The sequence below is a fragment of the Bacteroides sp. MSK.18.37 genome (assembly GCF_019129155.2).
GTDB lineage: Bacteria > Bacteroidota > Bacteroidia > Bacteroidales > Bacteroidaceae > Bacteroides > Bacteroides ovatus.
In genome coordinates, this window is sequence record NZ_JAHOIB020000001.1 from 2,124,074 (window position 1) to 2,141,304 (window position 17,231).

At 40.9% G+C, this 17,231-nt stretch carries 13 protein-coding genes; 8 read left to right on the forward strand and 5 right to left on the reverse strand.

Translation table 11 applies throughout. The features are described from left to right. Nucleotides 1–158: 158 nt before the first annotated feature. From KSX81_RS08950 to KSX81_RS08960, 3 genes are all read left to right on the forward strand, one after another. Nucleotides 159–1,118: a phosphate acyltransferase gene (locus KSX81_RS08950; protein WP_004296252.1), complete on the forward strand. Its 960-nt coding sequence runs from the start codon at nucleotides 159–161 to the stop codon at nucleotides 1,116–1,118. Between the two features lie 25 nt (nucleotides 1,119–1,143). After that, the gene (buk, locus tag KSX81_RS08955) at nucleotides 1,144–2,205 is read left to right on the forward strand and encodes a butyrate kinase (RefSeq protein ID WP_004296253.1); all 1,062 of its coding nucleotides are present in this window, start codon (nucleotides 1,144–1,146) and stop codon (nucleotides 2,203–2,205) included. A 416-nt stretch (nucleotides 2,206–2,621) separates the two neighbouring features. Then, entirely contained in the window at nucleotides 2,622–4,904 is a 2,283-nt protein-coding gene (locus tag KSX81_RS08960) for a GH92 family glycosyl hydrolase (RefSeq protein WP_004296254.1), read from the forward strand. 213 nt (nucleotides 4,905–5,117) lie between these two features. Here KSX81_RS08960 and KSX81_RS08965 read toward each other — a convergent pair whose 3' ends face one another. Both KSX81_RS08965 and KSX81_RS08970 read right to left on the reverse strand, forming a co-directional pair. After that, entirely contained in the window at nucleotides 5,118–6,875 is a 1,758-nt protein-coding gene (locus KSX81_RS08965) for an ATP-binding protein (protein WP_004296255.1), read from the reverse strand. A 29-nt stretch (nucleotides 6,876–6,904) separates the two neighbouring features. Then, on the reverse strand, nucleotides 6,905–7,378 hold the full coding sequence (locus KSX81_RS08970) for a helix-turn-helix domain-containing protein (protein ID WP_004296256.1): 474 nt from the start codon (nucleotides 7,376–7,378) through the stop codon (nucleotides 6,905–6,907). 219 nt (nucleotides 7,379–7,597) lie between these two features. Here KSX81_RS08970 and KSX81_RS08975 point away from each other — a divergent pair, with 219 nt between their 5' ends. After that, nucleotides 7,598–7,861, forward strand: a complete 264-nt coding sequence (locus KSX81_RS08975) for a hypothetical protein (RefSeq protein WP_004296257.1) — start codon at nucleotides 7,598–7,600, stop codon at nucleotides 7,859–7,861. A 491-nt stretch (nucleotides 7,862–8,352) separates the two neighbouring features. Here KSX81_RS08975 and pnp read toward each other — a convergent pair whose 3' ends face one another. Beyond that, the gene (pnp, locus tag KSX81_RS08980) at nucleotides 8,353–10,479 is read right to left on the reverse strand and encodes a polyribonucleotide nucleotidyltransferase (protein WP_004323285.1); all 2,127 of its coding nucleotides are present in this window, start codon (nucleotides 10,477–10,479) and stop codon (nucleotides 8,353–8,355) included. Between the two features lie 196 nt (nucleotides 10,480–10,675). Between pnp and KSX81_RS08985 the strand changes: the two genes are divergently transcribed. From KSX81_RS08985 to KSX81_RS08995, 3 genes are all read left to right on the forward strand, one after another. Then, nucleotides 10,676–11,827: a TlpA disulfide reductase family protein gene (locus KSX81_RS08985; protein WP_004306934.1), complete on the forward strand. Its 1,152-nt coding sequence runs from the start codon at nucleotides 10,676–10,678 to the stop codon at nucleotides 11,825–11,827. A 181-nt stretch (nucleotides 11,828–12,008) separates the two neighbouring features. After that, nucleotides 12,009–12,473, forward strand: a complete 465-nt coding sequence (gene greA, locus KSX81_RS08990) for a transcription elongation factor GreA (RefSeq protein WP_032844195.1) — start codon at nucleotides 12,009–12,011, stop codon at nucleotides 12,471–12,473. A gap of 51 nt (nucleotides 12,474–12,524) precedes the next feature. After that, a complete protein-coding gene (locus KSX81_RS08995; protein ID WP_004323286.1) occupies nucleotides 12,525–12,917 on the forward strand; it encodes an HIT family protein in 393 nt (130 codons plus the stop codon). A gap of 52 nt (nucleotides 12,918–12,969) precedes the next feature. Here KSX81_RS08995 and KSX81_RS09000 read toward each other — a convergent pair whose 3' ends face one another. After that, entirely contained in the window at nucleotides 12,970–13,869 is a 900-nt protein-coding gene (locus KSX81_RS09000) for a DMT family transporter (RefSeq protein ID WP_004296266.1), read from the reverse strand. 3 nt (nucleotides 13,870–13,872) lie between these two features. Continuing rightward, complete coding sequence (locus KSX81_RS09005) at nucleotides 13,873–15,123, reverse strand: MFS transporter (RefSeq protein ID WP_004323288.1); 1,251 nt, start codon at nucleotides 15,121–15,123, stop codon at nucleotides 13,873–13,875. Between the two features lie 661 nt (nucleotides 15,124–15,784). Here KSX81_RS09005 and KSX81_RS09010 point away from each other — a divergent pair. Further along, nucleotides 15,785–17,227: a glutamate decarboxylase gene (locus KSX81_RS09010; RefSeq protein WP_004311934.1), complete on the forward strand. Its 1,443-nt coding sequence runs from the start codon at nucleotides 15,785–15,787 to the stop codon at nucleotides 17,225–17,227. Nucleotides 17,228–17,231: the final 4 nt, after the last annotated feature.

Below are 17,231 nucleotides of genomic sequence, written 5' to 3' on the forward strand. Positions count from 1 at the left end.
GATTTATTTGCAAAAATACAGGAAAAAACGGTTCCATGCACATCCAACAGCCAAAACAAATAAAATATAGCAAAATGTTACATAATGGATGTAATTTTTCGGGTTATAATCATTATTTTTTCAATCATTTTTCTGATATTTGCTAAAAATCTAACGTTATGGAACCTATTCTAAATTTTGCCCAGTTAACGGCTCATCTTAAAAAACTAAACCATAGAAAACGAATTGCCGTGGTCTGTGCGAACGATCCTAACACTGAATATGCCATCTCCCGTGCTTTGGAAGAAGGGATTGCAGAATTTCTGATGATTGGAGATTCTACCATTCTGAAGAAATATCCCACGCTCAAACAATATCCTGAATACGTAAAAACCATCCACATAGAAAATCCGGATGAAGCGGCGCGCGAAGCTGTCCGCATTGTGCGTGAAGGAGGAGCGGATATTTTGATGAAAGGGATTATCAATACGGACAACTTACTGCATGCCATACTCGACAAAGAAAAAGGTTTGTTACCGAAAGGGAAAATCCTCACGCATCTGGCAGTAATGGAAATTCCTACTTACCATAAACTGCTTTTCTTCTCGGATGCCGCCGTCATTCCGCGTCCTACTTTACAGCAACGTATAGAAATGATTTGGTATGCTATCTGCACCTGCCGTCACTTTGGTATCGAACAACCGCGTGTCGCATTGATTCACTGCACAGAAAAAGTGAGTGCCAAGTTCCCTCATTCACTAGATTATGTGAATATCGTAGAACTTGCCGAAGCGGGAGAATTCGGAAATGTGATTATTGACGGCCCGCTGGATGTACGTACTGCCTGCGAACAAGCAAGTGGTGATATTAAAGGGATTGTATCTCCTATCAACGGACAGGCAGATGTCTTGATATTCCCGAACATTGAATCGGGTAATGCATTCTACAAATCCGTCTCTTTGTTTGCACAGGCAGAAATGGCAGGATTGCTGCAAGGTCCTATTTGCCCTGTAGTACTTCCATCGCGTAGTGATTCCGGCTTGTCCAAATATTACAGCATTGCAATGGCATGCTTACAAGTGTCAGGAGATTGCAAATGCAGAAAACAAGTCAGCCAAGTCACCGGCTCATCATTCTAAATTCACCACTAAAAGCCTACTATTCATGAAAATTCTGGTTATCAACCCCGGTTCTACTTCTACTAAAATAGCAGTTTACGAAAATGAAACTCCGCTGTTTGTCAGTAATATAAAACATTCTGTAGAAGAACTATCCGCTTTTCCCGAGGTGATAGACCAGTTTGAATTCCGGAAAAACCTGGTGTTACAAGAATTGGAAAACAATAAGATACCTTTTTCTTTTGATGCAATCATCGGACGCGGCGGTTTAGTGAAACCGATACCGGGCGGAGTGTATGAAGTAAATGAGGCCATGAAACGTGATACAGTGCATGCTATGCGTACCCATGCTTGTAACTTAGGAGGATTGATTGCCAGCGAACTGGCCTCCACATTACCCGACTGTCCGGCTTTCATTGCTGATCCGGGAGTGGTGGATGAACTGGAAGATATAGCACGCATTACAGGTTCTCCCTTAATGTCGAAGATCACCATCTGGCATGCATTAAACCAGAAAGCAATCGCCCGCCGCTTTGCCAAAGAGCAGGGAACCCAATACGAAAATCTGGATTTAATTATCTGCCATCTGGGAGGTGGCATCTCTGTCGCAGTCCATCACCACGGACGAGCCATTGACGCCAACAATGCATTGGACGGTGAAGGTCCTTTCTCACCGGAACGTGCCGGTACACTTCCCGCCGGTCAACTGATCGACCTATGTTTTAGCGGTCAACTCACCAAAGACGAATTGAAAAAACGTATCTCCGGACGCGCTGGACTGACCGCCCATCTAGGTACAACCGATATTCCCGCCATTATACAATCTATCGAAGAAGGAGATAAGAAAGCGGAACTGATACTGGATGCCATGATTTACAATGTTGCAAAAGCGATAGGAGCCAGTGCCACCGTACTTTGCGGGAAGATAGATGCCATCCTTCTGACAGGAGGTATCGCCTATTCGGACTATGTGATTTCAAGACTGAAAAAAAGAATCTCTTTCCTGGCCCCCATCTACGTTTATCCCGGAGAGAATGAAATGGAGTCACTAGCATTTAATGCCATAGGAGCACTAAAGGGGGAATTGCCGATACAAATCTATAAATAGGCGGGCGCACAAAAAGGCTATTCAGTTACCAATCACCAAGCAATCTGATAGTTTCTGTTTCTAATTGGAAACGGCTAACTGTACAGCATCATTCACAATGCCTGCTAATATAAAGTCTTGAGCACATAAATGGTTCGACCAAAAAGAACACTAATACAAATAATAACAGTAAGGTATATTTGTCTATTTCACATAGATAGTTGAATAACATAGTAAAAAAGTACTTTTGCGATAGTTTCTTTAGCGGGGTTAATAAAAAAAGCGCCTATTAGCCATCGCATTAACCACGATTTTAACCACGACCTTAACCACGAAGCTATACCTTTGCCATGTCTCAACCCGTGGGAACATTCAACATTGGCAACACATGAAAACGCTGTGATTACTTCGCAAGCTATAAACTCAAAAAGAAAATTATGAAGAAATGTTGGTTATTATTTTTAGTGCTTAGCTGCACGCTTCTTGCCCAGTCCAAAGACTGGACACAATACGTTAATCCGTTAATGGGAACACAATCATCTTTTGAATTATCAACAGGTAACACCTACCCCACCATTGCCCGCCCTTGGGGAATGAATTTCTGGACCCCACAGACCGGAAAAATGGGAGACGGATGGCAATATGTCTATACAGCCAATAAAATCCGTGGATTCAAACAAACTCATCAGCCCAGCCCATGGATAAACGATTACGGACAGTTCTCCATTATGCCGATGGTGGGTAAACCTGAATTCGACGAAGAAAAGCGGGCTAGCTGGTTCGGACACAAAGGAGAAGAAGCAACTCCTTATTACTACAAGGTGTATCTGGCCGAATACGATATTGTCACGGAGATGTCTCCGACCGAACGTGCTGTTCTCTTCCGGTTCACTTTCCCGGAAAACGCACATTCGTATATTGCAGTCGATGCATTTGACAAAGGTTCTTTTATTCAGATTATCCCAGAAGAAAACAAAATTATCGGTTATAGTACACGCAATAGCGGAGGAGTTCCCGAAAACTTCAAGAACTATTTTATTATTCAATTCGATAAGCCTTTCACCTATAAAGCCACTGTAAATAATGGAAATATTCAAGAAAATGCAACCGAACAGACAACTGACCATGCAGGAGCCATTATAGGTTTTAAAACTCAACGTGGAGAACAAGTACATGCACGCATCGCCTCTTCCTTTATCAGCTTCGAACAGGCTGCAAGAAATATGAAAGAATTAGGAAATGACAATCTAGAGCAGATAAAACAAAAGGGACAGAAAGCATGGAACCAAGTACTGGGAAAAATCGAAGTGGAAGGAGGAAACCTCGATCAATACCGCACTTTCTACTCCTGCTTATACCGTTCGTTACTTTTCCCCCGAAAATTCTACGAACTGGACGAAGCCGGAAAACCTGTTCATTACAGCCCTTATAACGGGCAAGTTCTACCGGGATATATGTTTACCGACACCGGATTTTGGGATACCTTCCGGTGTCTTTTCCCATTACTGAATCTGATGTATCCGTCGATGAATAAAGAAATGCAGGAAGGGCTCATCAATACCTACAAAGAAAGCGGATTCTTCCCCGAATGGGCCAGCCCCGGACACAGAGACTGCATGATAGGAAATAATTCGGCTTCCGTACTGGCAGATGCTTATTTAAAAGGTATTAAAGTAGAAGATGTGAAAACTTTGTACGAAGGGTTAATACACGGAACAAAGAACGTACATCCCACCGTATCTTCCACAGGAAGACGCGGATACGAATATTATAATAAGTTAGGCTATGTCCCTTATGACGTAAAAATCAATGAAAACACAGCCAGAACTTTGGAATATGCCTACAATGACTGGTGTATCTATCAATTAGCCAAAGAATTAAAGCGACCGGAAAAAGAAATACAGCTCTTTGCCAAACGGGCGATGAACTATAAGAATGTATTCGATAAAGACTCCAAGCTCATGCGAGGAAAAAATGAAGATGGAACATTCCAATCTCCATTCTCACCATTGAAATGGGGAGATGCATTTACCGAAGGAAACAGCTGGCACTACTCATGGTCTGTATTCCACGATCCACAAGGATTAATTGACTTAATGGGAGGAAAAGATATGTTTATCACTATGCTGGATTCTGTATTTTCCGTACCTCCTGTCTTTGATGAGAGTTATTACGGGCAGGTTATTCATGAGATTCGTGAAATGACAATCATGAATATGGGGAATTACGCGCATGGCAATCAACCAATCCAACACATGATCTACCTATACAACTATGCCGGTCAACCCTGGAAAGCGCAGTATTGGCTACGCCAGGTCATGGATAGAATGTACACACCGGGCCCTGACGGATATTGTGGAGATGAAGATAATGGGCAGACTTCGGCATGGTATGTTTTCTCCGCATTAGGTTTTTACCCCGTATGTCCGGGAACCGACGAATACGTCGTTGGAGCTCCTCTTTTTAAAAAAGCAACCTTACATCTTGAAAACGGTAACAGCCTCATCATCCATGCAACCGATAACAACAAGAAGAATATGTATATTCAAACAATGAATCTGAACGGCACAGAATATAAAAAGAACTATCTACGCCATGAAGACTTATTAAAAGGAGGAAACATTAACTTCCAAATGGGAAGCCAGCCCAATTTAAACAGAGGAACGGAAGAGGAAAGCTTTCCTTACTCCTTCTCTAAAGTCCTAAAAAAGATTCGTTAAATTCATAAAAAACAAGAGACTGTTTAACTAAGTCTCATGTTGATAAGTTTGCCTCTATTATGGGAATCCATAGCAGAGGCAAATTTTATTCTTCAAGACTTATTAGGGATATTCATTAAAAGGAAAAAGTGATCTCCTTATTCATCAACGTTTCAAAAATCAGAAAAAGATAGAGGAGCCACACACCTTATAGCAACATGTATGCTACTTCTCTTAAGAAAGAGTAACTTCTTCCAATAAAGCAAGCTCCCAACTACGCCAAACAATAGTAATTAACTTCAGTTCACCTTTCGCCCTGGCTTCTGCCACCAGTTCATCTTCACTATAACGAAGTAACTGTTCGCGCGCCTCATCAGCAAGGGCACGTATTTCTTTTTCCGAAGCACCGGCTTTTGCATATTTCACCTCAAGCAGATAGGTGAAAGGAGGCAGTACAGGAACCGACGGACTAGGTTTGAAGAAGAAATCTGCAAAACCCTTATTCAATTCGTATTCCGGATAGAGCTGATAATAACGATACATTCCTAAATAGGCAAGCAAGAAGCCTTTAATGTGCGCTTCACCTTCAATATATTCACGGATACGACTTTGCTCACGAACAGCATTGGCGATAAAATCGAACAAAGGTTTCCAGTCTCCCCTGAAAGCCATATTCTCAAATAAAGCACTCATCCTGTTCATGTCAATTTTAAAGATATCATGCTTGATGTAGCCTTGTATCAAGAAATTAAACAGTTGTTCTCTTACAACCAAATTCGGTACATGTAAAATGGGTCTTCCCACCATGTCCACACCTTTGATGGAAAGAAGTCCGAAATAGAATAATAAAGACTTGAAATTACTGGGGTCCGTCATCTCCAATGCAGAGAAATGAGTAACGATGTCAGTAGTGATTTCTCCTTGCTCGGCTATTTCCTTTATAACGGAAAAATTCTCTCCCAACCCGTGATCTAGCTTTATCAAGTATGCCAACTTGTTAAAGTCAGTGCGAATATTGGGATCTACGATTTCTTCAGGCTTTTCCCCATGTAAAACAAAAGACTTCATAAAATAAAGTACCATATCAGAGTTAAACATACAGTCCACCAATCTACTTCTACTAAAGCAATAATTGTCATAATTAGGTTTCATCATGACAACAGTTTCATCTACAGATTGTATCAACACTCCTTGTTCTTTATAATAAGTCAGCATTTCACGCAATTCTTTCTCACTAAAACCAACTAAATCATTAAACCAAGGATCAGTCGTTATATTGGTTCCGATGTTAAAGCCACTAGTCACATCATCCATCGTCACCGGACTCACTCCGGTAATAAACAACCGTTCAAGAGCAGCTCCGGTTCCGGTAGTAGCGGATTTTATCACGTTAAAGAAGCCACGAATAAAACCTTCGCCATGCGTTGCTTTCCTATAAAATTCCGTACCGTAAGTCGAAAGAATGGTATTGGTGAAATTATCATATTCATCAATGAGTAAATAAATACGAATATTTTTCTTACGGGTAGCATAGGAATTAATCGCAGACAGAAAAGCACCGGGTTCTTCTTGTATTTTCTCATCAAGAACATCCCAAATTTCTTTTCCTAACAAATCTTCATACTTAAAGACAAAATCTTTAAGTTTGCTACAACAATGCAGCTTAAACGATAGTTCTACTTCATTGACATTGGAACTCACTTCCGAAAAATTAAATCGCATGATGAGAAACTGATTGTGGAGCTTCGTCGGATGCTGACCTATGTATAGCTGACCAAACAACTCGTCAAACTGTTCAGCATGATTTACGTCATAATAGGCCTCTAACATAGCCAAAGTCAGACTCTTCCCAAATCTACGGGGACGTATCAGAAACAGATAAGGCGGTTGCATCTCTATTTTTTCAATGAACATTGTCTTATCTACATAATAATAATTCTCTTTCTGAATTCGGCTAAAATCAGTTATTCCGTAAGGTATTTGTTTCATCATATTGCGATTCCTTTCAATTTATCTGTCCCTTATTTCTGCAGACTTTTTTCAATATTCTGCAAACGGCGTTCTAACGCAGCATACTTTTCATCCTTTTCTTTTAAAAGACGCTCGTAGAGTTCAGTGATTTTGTCGATAGGATTGAAGTTGTTAACTCGACTATCATTAATACTATCTTCGGTATCAGACTTAACTATACCCATGCTGATGTTTGCCCCACCTGCACTTTGTTCTGAATTATTCACCGTATTATTTTCAAACACCACCGTCTGTGCATCCTCCTCCAAAGTCTTGAGATAATCGAAAGGGACATTCAATGCACGTGCAAAACGTTGCAACATCTCATCATCAATCACTTTCATCTTCTCATATTTAGAAACAGCAGGTTGTGAGAGATGTACTAATTCACTCAAACCCTCCTGGTTCATATCCTTTTCAATACGGGTACGACGTATATTGCGTCCGTGATGGACTCTCCCAATTGTCAATTCTTCTGTTTCCATTTTTATTTTCTTTCTTTTTAAAATCCAACAAATATACAAATGAAAAGTTTCGCTCGAAGCAAATATACGAAAAAAACGAATAGATGTGATAATATGGATAAAAGGAATATTACAACCTGACAAATAGAATAAAATGAATACTTCAAACAGCGCATAATGTGTTAAATTATCACGAACTTTACCGCACGAAAGGGCAACAAAACAAAAGAGCTTACGGACATGAAAAGAATATTGACAAATAAAGAATACAGGTTCATAAAAGGGCTCAAAGAATTGATGATTAAATACAATGCGGTGATCTCTACAGATGCGCAAGGGAAAATTGAGATTGTGGTGAATGAAGACAACGAATCATTTGATTTTGAAGCAGAAAGCACGATCTATTTAGGAGCTTGTTTTTCAGATTATGAGTTAAATGAATTACTGGAAAAGAACTTCGCACACATAAAACGAATAAAAGAGGAGTATAAAACAAACTTGTAAACGGATCTATATAATCGAAAAATCATTAATCCTAATCTCTATATAAACACCCCACCGGTTTCTTTAAAACCAACGACCTCTTCCTTTTAAAGGAAGGGGTCGTTCCTTTAAAAGGAGTGAAGCTTTGGTTTTAAAGCAAGAAAAACGACCTTATTAACAGGTATATTTGCCTGTATCATAAACTTTTTAAATAAAAAAGCTCTTTCAAAGAAATTTTTCTCATATCTTTGCGACGTGTTAAGTTAATAAATTGATTAAGGTCGATTTTTGACTGTTTCGAATCGGGAAGTATGGGGGTACTTTCCGATTCTTTTTTTGGGGAGGATATAACAAGGTGTCTTTCATCTTTTTAAAGGTTTTAATAAACTGAATAAATCTAATATATACTAACTCTATATATAAAACAGTTCAACCCCGGATGATACTAATAAAAAAAGAAGGCTGTTTCAAAATTGAAACAGCCTTCTTTATATATAGACGCTATCGCGTTCTTATTTCTTTTCTGGTCTTGGCATCAACACTTTTCTTGAAAGTTTGAATTTACCAGTTTTCTGGTCAACATCAATCAGTTTTACTTCGATTTCATCACCTTCCTTAATTCCAGCTTCTTCTACTGTTTCCAGACGCTTCCAATCAATTTCAGAGATGTGCAGCAAACCATCCTTGCCCGGCAAGAATTCGATGAATGCACCGTAAGGCATAATAGAACGAACTTTACCTTTATAAACTTCGCCCACTTCAGGAACAGCAACGATTGCTTTAATCATGCGCATTGCATTATCAATACATTTTTTGTTTGTTCCGGAAACTTCGATGCGTCCCATACCATCAATTTCTTCGATAGTAATCACAGCACCGGTTTCTTCCTGCATACCTTGGATGATTTTTCCACCAGGGCCGATTACAGCACCGATAAATTCTTTAGGAATTGTCATCGTTTCAATGCGTGGAGCATGTTCTTTCAGGTCAGCACGTGGTTCAGCGATTGTTTCAGTAATCTTACCCAGAATGTGCATACGTCCTTCTTTTGCCTGATTCAAAGCACGTTCCAGAATTTCGTAAGACAGACCGTCTACCTTGATATCCATCTGGGTAGCCGTAATACCATCTTTTGTTCCCGTTACTTTGAAGTCCATATCACCCAAGTGGTCTTCGTCACCCAGAATATCAGACAATACAGCATATTTTTCTTCGCCCGGATTCTTAATCAATCCCATAGCGATACCTGATACCGGTTTCTTGATCTTCACACCAGCATCCATCAATGCCAATGTTCCGGCACATACAGTAGCCATAGAAGAAGAGCCGTTAGATTCGAGAATATCTGAAACCACACGTACTACATACGGATAGTCAGCAGGAATCTGTCCTTTCAAAGCACGCCAAGCCAAGTGACCGTGACCGATTTCGCGACGACCTACACCACGTTGTGCTTTTGCTTCACCTGTAGAGAAAGGAGGGAAATTATAATGCAATAAGAAACGTTCTTTTCCGTGTTCCAAAACATCGTCAATGATCTTCTCATCCAGTTTGGTACCCAGAGTAACAGAAGTCAGTGATTGTGTTTCACCACGAGTAAAGATAGCAGATCCGTGAGGACCAGGCAGAGGACCAACCTCACACCAGATCGGGCGGATTTCAGTAGTCTTACGACCATCCAAACGCTTACCTTCGTCAAGGATAGAACGGCGCATGGCTTCTTTTTCTACATCGTGGTAGTAACGGTCGATCAACGCACCCTTTTCGTCCAACTCTTCTTCAGAGAATTGAGCTTTGAATTCTTCACGGATAGCTTCGAAAGCAGCAAAACGTTCGTGTTTGTTATTGTTTCCGGAAGCGGCAACAGCGTAAGCTTTTTCGTAGCATGCTTCACGAACAGCCTTGCGCAAATCTTCGTCGTTCACTTCATGGTTGTATTCACGTTTCACTGTTTTTCCAACCTCTTCAGTCAACTCCATCTGTGCTTTACAATGAACCTTGATAGCTTCATGAGCTACTTTCATTGCTTCCAGCAATTCAGCTTCGGATACTTCGTGCATTTCACCTTCTACCATCATGATGTTCTCATAAGTAGCGGCCACCATCAGATCCATATCAGCTTTTTCCAGTTGTTCAAAAGTAGGATTGATAACGAACTGACCATCGATACGTGCTACACGTACTTCAGAAATCGGTCCGTTGAAAGGAATATCTGAAACGGCAAGTGCTGCAGAAGCGGCAAGTCCTGCCAATGCATCCGGCATATCCACACCATCAGCAGAAAAGAGGATGATGTTCACATATACCTCTGCGTGATAATTATCGGGGAATAAAGGACGGAGAGCACGGTCGACAAGACGGCAAGTCAGAATCTCATAATCAGAAGCTCTACCTTCTCGCTTGGTGAAACCACCGGGAAAACGGCCGAATGCCGCAAATTTTTCTTTGTACTCTACCTGTAAAGGCATAAAATCTGTTCCGGGAACTGCATCTTTAGCGGCACAAACAGTAGCTAACAACATGGTGTTTCCCATGCGGAGCATTACAGAACCGTCTGCCTGTTTTGCCAACTTTCCCGTCTCGAGCGTGATGGTTCTTCCATCAGGTAACTCGATTGTCTTAACAATTGGGTTAATCATAAAAATTGTTTTATCTATACTTTTTCTTTCAAAATTCCTGCAAAGATATACATTTATCGTGGTAATTAGGTGGAAATGAGGTAAAAAGTTAGTGGCGAACTGATTTTTTTTCAAAATTAGGATGAAGAACACAGCAAAATGCTTTGACTAATCTCGAAAAGAAGTATATTTGCATCTCGTTAATAACACACACTATATGAAAAAGGTTACTTTTGCAGCGCTCGCCGCACTTACTATTACTGCTTGTAGTTCTGGCCCTAAATTCCAGGTGAACGGGGATGTATCAGGAGCCGACGGTAAAATGCTTTATCTCGAAGCTTCCGGTCTGGAAGGTATTGTTCCGCTCGATTCAGTGAAGCTGAAAGGGGAAGGTACATTCAGTTTCAAGCAGCCTCGTCCCGAGTCACCCGAATTTTACCGTTTGCGGATTGACGACAAAATCATCAATTTTTCTGTAGATTCTATCGAAACAATTCAAATCAAAGCTCCGTATGTGGATTTCTCTACTACTTATACGGTGGAAGGTTCGGAAAACAGCAATAAGATAAAAGAACTGACGTTGAAGCAGATTCGCCTTCAAAAAGAGGTGGACAATTTACTGGCATCCCTGCGCAGCAACGGAATAGGGCATGATGTATTTGAAGACAGCCTGGCAACATTGCTCAACAACTATAAGGAAGATGTCAAAGTGAACTATATTTTTGCTGCTCCCAACACGGCTGCAGCTTACTTTGCCCTGTTCCAGAAGCTCAATAATTATCTGATATTCGATCCGTTGAACAATAAAGACGATGTGAAATGTTTCGCAGCTGTTGCTACGAGCCTCAACAATGCGTTTCCTCATGCGGTACGTTCCAAGAACCTTTATAATATTGTAATCAAAGGAATGAAGAACACGCGTCAGCCGCAAACAAAAGCTCTGGAAATTCCACAGGACAAAATCGTAGAAACCGGTATTATCGACATTGCCTTGCGTGATGTGAAAGGAAATGTGCGCAAGCTGACCGACCTGAAAGGCAAAGTCGTTTTGCTCGATTTCTCTGTATTCCAGTCGCCTGCCGGAGCTCCTCACAACCTGATGCTTCGCGAACTATATAATGAATACGCAAAACAAGGACTGGAAATATACCAAGTATCTCTCGACGCGGACGAACACTACTGGAAAACAGCGGCAGATAATCTTCCATGGGTCTGTGTGCGCGATGGAAACGGAGTTTACTCTACCAACGTAGCCGTATATAATGTTCGTCAGGTTCCATCTATCTTTTTGATTAATCGTAACAACGAATTGAAGCTTCGTGGCGAAGACATTAAGGATTTGGAAGCAGCTGTCAAGTCATTGCTCTAAGTTGTTATAATTTAGCATATTTCATTTAAATATGTTACATAGCATCTTTTTTCACTTGACACGTATCACTTAAAAGGCTATCTTTGCAAAGAAATAATGAAAAGAGGGTTCCAACATGGCTCATGTTGGAATTCTTTTTTGTTTATATGACCATTTAAAACAATTAAAGGAGGAAAACATCATGGCTTATATGTCAGAAGAAGGTTACAAGAAACTGATGGCGGAACTGAAGGAACTGGAAACAGTGGAACGCCCGAAGATCTCTGCGGCAATAGCCGAAGCCAGAGATAAAGGAGACTTGTCTGAAAACGCTGAATACGATGCAGCAAAAGAAGCGCAAGGTATGCTCGAAATGCGTATCAACAAACTGAAAGCTACCATTGCAGATGCCAAAATCATCGATGAATCTAAATTGAAAACAGATTCCGTACAGATTTTAAATAAGGTGGAACTGAAGAATGTAAAGAATGGCATGAAGATGATTTATACCATCGTTTCAGAAAGTGAAGCTAACCTGAAGGAAGGGAAGATTTCCGTTAATACCCCGATTGCACAAGGTCTGCTTGGCAAGAAGGTGGGTGATGTAGCAGAAATTACTGTTCCACAAGGTAAAATTGCACTGGAAGTAGTAAACATATCAATTTAACGTAAAGGCAGGTCTCCATGTGAGGCTTGCCTTAATTTATCAATAAAAGTTATGGCAACAATATTCAGTAGAATCATCGCAGGAGAAATCCCCTGCTACAAGGTGGCAGAAAACGAAAAGTTTTTTGCTTTTCTCGATATCAATCCATTGGTAAAGGGACATACATTGGTAGTGCCCAAACAGGAAGTAGACTATATTTTCGATTTGAGCGATGAAGACCTGGCTGCTATGCACGTGTTTGCAAAGCAAGTAGCCTATGCCATTAAAAAAGCATTCCCTTGCCAAAAGGTAGGCGAAGCTGTTATCGGACTGGAAGTACCCCATGCACATATTCATTTAATTCCTATTCAAAAGGAATCGGATATGTTGTTTTCGAATCCGAAACTGAAATTGTCGGATGAAGAATTCAAGTCCATAGCGCAAGCAATCAACTCCTCTCTATAAAACATGATGATGAAATAATGAAAGGCATTCCGTGATGGAATGCCTTTTTTCTTTACTTTTCTTTACTTTCGGCCACTTCAACCAGGTAAACTCCAATACAGATAAAAATGATTGCAAATGTCTGCGTCCAGCTAAAACGATCTTGTCCTAGAGCAAGGGAAGCAATGGTCGCCACAATCAGAATCAAATAACCATAGATAGCGACTACCGTCGTCTTCAGATATTTCAAACCGACAGGCAGCAGCATATAACTGATAGTGGTCGGGAAAATCAATACGAACATCAGAATAAGGAAAGGCGTCCAATGGAACGGCATGGAGAATACCGGGGCATCAAATCCTGTAATAAACGTGACTATAATGGCAGACACGGCAGCACCGGAAAAGGTATATCGCAACATCGTTATCGCTCCAATGGCCGTGAGGATGCGCTGACTAAGAATCAGATAGACAGCATACACCACAGAACTTAGAAGACAAAGCATATTCCCCGTAAAAGCATCAGAGGCCAAATCATCGCTTTGCTGGGTTAGGATGCAAACCAACGCTCCTATCAGACCGATAGAAATTCCTATTATTTTTTTAGCGCCCGCCTTCTCCTTATAAAAGAATATCATGATAAGAAAAACCCAAATAGGCTGGAGACTGGTAAATATGGAACTGGAGACAGGAGTTGTTTTACTCAATCCGGCCAGATAGAGAAACATAAAACCGTAAAGTCCCAAAGCCCCCAACAGAAAGAGGAGCCATTTATCTCTGGTTGACGATTTCTCCGGAGGCATAAACCACCCGATCACCCAAAAAGCAGCTGCTGCAAATGTGCAACGAAGCGTGGCTCCTGTCAATGGACTCATCCACAAAGGCAGAAGATACTTTAAGGCATTCATATTTAAACCGCTAAATACTTTCGAGACAGCCATACTAAGATTGGCTTCCAGTTTCTTATTCTTCATTTTCTATTTTAATTGGTCGTTAAACAAAAAGGTATTACGGCGCCGATATGCCCAGAAAAGAGTAACAATAGTTATCAGAAGATTAAAGATAAAAGGAAACTCCTGTGATTGGGTATGGAATATCCACTGGAAAAAATCGACAATAAAGGGATAAAGCAAGATAGCCAGATAATTCATCATCATCACAAACGCCAAAGCCAATGTGGTCTTTTGCGGCAGTGCGGTCTGGGTGGTCTTATCATAAAGCATAGGTTGAATAATGCCATATCCCAAACCAACCAGGATACATCCGGGAATAATCAGCCATTCGATCGGAGCTATCCAGATTAATAACAATCCCAATGCCATCGACAGCAGGCTGTATGCTTTTGTACGTCCTTTCAGCAGGGCTACAATCTTGTCCAGGCAAAAACCCGGAGCAGTGATGGCCAGAAAGAAAAGCGAAATCATCAATCCGGAATTGCCACTGGAGAAGTGATGCTTTTCCATTAAGAAAGGTAGATTGAAGATCACCACTACCACGATATATGTTATCACGCCATAGAAGAGCATCAACTCTATCAGATGTTTGATGTGAATACCGTACTTGCTGCCTCCTATATCTATGGAAGTAGATTGTTCGGAGGATTCGTTGTCTTTTGTAGTATCTGCAGAAGAAGAAGGTGTAAAAGCGACTTCTCCCGTCCGGTCTTCTTTTAAATGTCCTACCAGCAGAATGGAAATCAATGGGAGGAGATAGACCAGGAAAGGCAGATGCCAGCTGACTTCTGCAAGATAGCCCGTTACGGCAGTTGCTATCACTAATGTGAAATTAGTAATAGCGGAGCTTAATCCGAACTGTTTCACCCGATAGGTTCCTACAAAGTATCTGGAAACCAACCCGGTAGATAAAGGGATAATCAGACCGGAACCGATACCGAGCAAAGCACTTACCACAATTAATTGCCACATTCGATTGGAAATCAGATACAAAATACCGCTCGCGGCAAAAAGCCAGAGTCCGACCTTTAATACACGGACATAATCGACTTTCTCTGTCAGTTTACCACCCAGCAATATAAAAGGAATAATGAGCAGTGATGGCAGCGAAGTCAACATCTGTATGTCCAGATCCGTAGCTTTTGGAAATATCTTCGTAAGATCACCCAATATAGGTGAAACAGCCAGTCCCGGCAATGAAGTCAATGCCGAAATAGACCAGATGGCAATTAAAGTAATAAGAGGAATTGTTCCCCGTCCCGTCTGTATCTTCATAATGCTTATTCGTTAAAAGTTTAGGTTTGAAGAAAACAATAGTTGCTTTATAAAGTTCAAATATGCACCGAAATGAGCCAAATGAACATTTATTGAAACGCAGATTAACGCAGATTTTCGCAGATTATTAGAAGGCTGCGCCATGTTTGAGAACTTTTTTATTCTTTGCGAAAATCTGCGTTAATCTGCGTTTCAATACTTATTTGCTAAAATATCAATTGATTCATAACCGTGTGGGAATGAACTAATCTTAGTTCTTCTAAAATTTAATTGGTAATATGCGATGATTTAATATTCATCATACATAAATTTATTCGTCTGACAGTTGTTGAACTTTCGTCTGACAGCTGTTATTCTTTCGTCTGACAACTGTCAGACGAAAAAGAAACAACTGCCAGACGAATAAAATTATGTATCATTAGCCATAAACCCATTAGGCATCAAAAATAAATCTGCACAAGCTCGAAATTAGTTCAAAACTAGTACGATCATAAGCTTTTCCACTAAATCACAAAAGCTCCGCTTCAATAAGGGCGTCCTCCTCCTTAATAAACGCCAAATAATGTAAAACCGGGAAACTTTCAAACCTATCTGCTGTTGTTGTGGGAAATTCGACGGGGAAAATCCCCATCGCCCTAAACCTTTAAAAAAACAAATTAGTATGGAAGATTTAAATTTCAGAAAAGGTGATGCAAAAACCGATGTATTTGGTTCAGACAGAATGTTACAACCCTCTCCGGTAGAGAAAATACCTGATGGACCTACTACTCCTGAAGTCGCCTATCAAATGGTGAAAGATGAAACATTTGCTCAAACTCAGCCCCGTTTGAATCTGGCTACTTTCGTTACCACTTATATGGACGAATATGCAACCAAGCTGATGAATGAGGCCATCAACATCAACTACATTGATGAAACAGAATATCCGCGTATCGCTGTGATGAACGGTAAATGTATCAACATCGTTGCCAACTTGTGGAACTCTCCTGAAAAAGATACCTGGAAAACAGGTGCTTTGGCTATCGGTTCTTCAGAAGCATGTATGTTGGGTGGTGTAGCTGCCTGGTTGCGTTGGCGTAAGAAAAGACAAGCACAGGGCAAACCATTTGATAAACCAAACTTTGTTATTTCTACAGGTTTCCAGGTTGTTTGGGAAAAGTTTGCACAGTTGTGGCAGATTGAAATGCGTGAAGTGCCTTTGACGCTTGAAAAAACCACTCTTGACCCCGAAGAAGCTTTGAAAATGTGTGATGAAAACACCATCTGTATCGTACCGATTCAAGGTGTTACATGGACTGGACTGAATGATGATGTCGAAGCATTGGATAAAGCTCTGGATGCTTACAATGCCAAGACCGGTTATGACATTCCTATCCACGTAGATGCCGCCAGTGGTGGTTTCATCCTTCCGTTCCTGTATCCGGAAAAGAAATGGGACTTCCGTTTGAAATGGGTACTTTCTATCAGCGTATCCGGCCACAAGTTTGGTTTGGTATATCCGGGACTCGGATGGGTTTGTTGGAAAGGCAAAGAATATCTGCCCGAAGAAATGTCATTCAGCGTCAACTATCTGGGCGCCAACATTACACAGGTAGGTTTGAACTTCTCTCGTCCGGCCGCACAAATTCTGGGACAATATTATCAATTCATCCGCTTAGGATTCCAGGGTTACAAAGAAGTGCAGTACAACTCCCTGCAAATTGCCAAATATATCCATAGTGAAATAGCCAAGATGGTTCCGTTCGTTAACTACTCAGAAGATGTTGTGAACCCGCTATTCATCTGGTATCTGAAACCGGAATATGCAAAGAGCGCCAAATGGACTTTGTATGATTTGCAAGACAAACTGTCTCAACATGGTTGGATGGTTCCTGCTTATACATTGCCTTCTAAACTGGAAGATTATGTAGTGATGCGTGTCGTTGTTCGTCAGGGATTCAGCCGTGACATGGCAGATATGCTTCTGGGCGACATCAACAATGCCATCGCCGAACTGGAAAAACTGGAATATCCAACTCCTACCCGTATGGCTCAAGAAAAGAATCTTCCGGTAGAAGCCAAGATGTTCAACCACGGTGGTCGTCGTAAAACCGTAAAAAAATAAAATG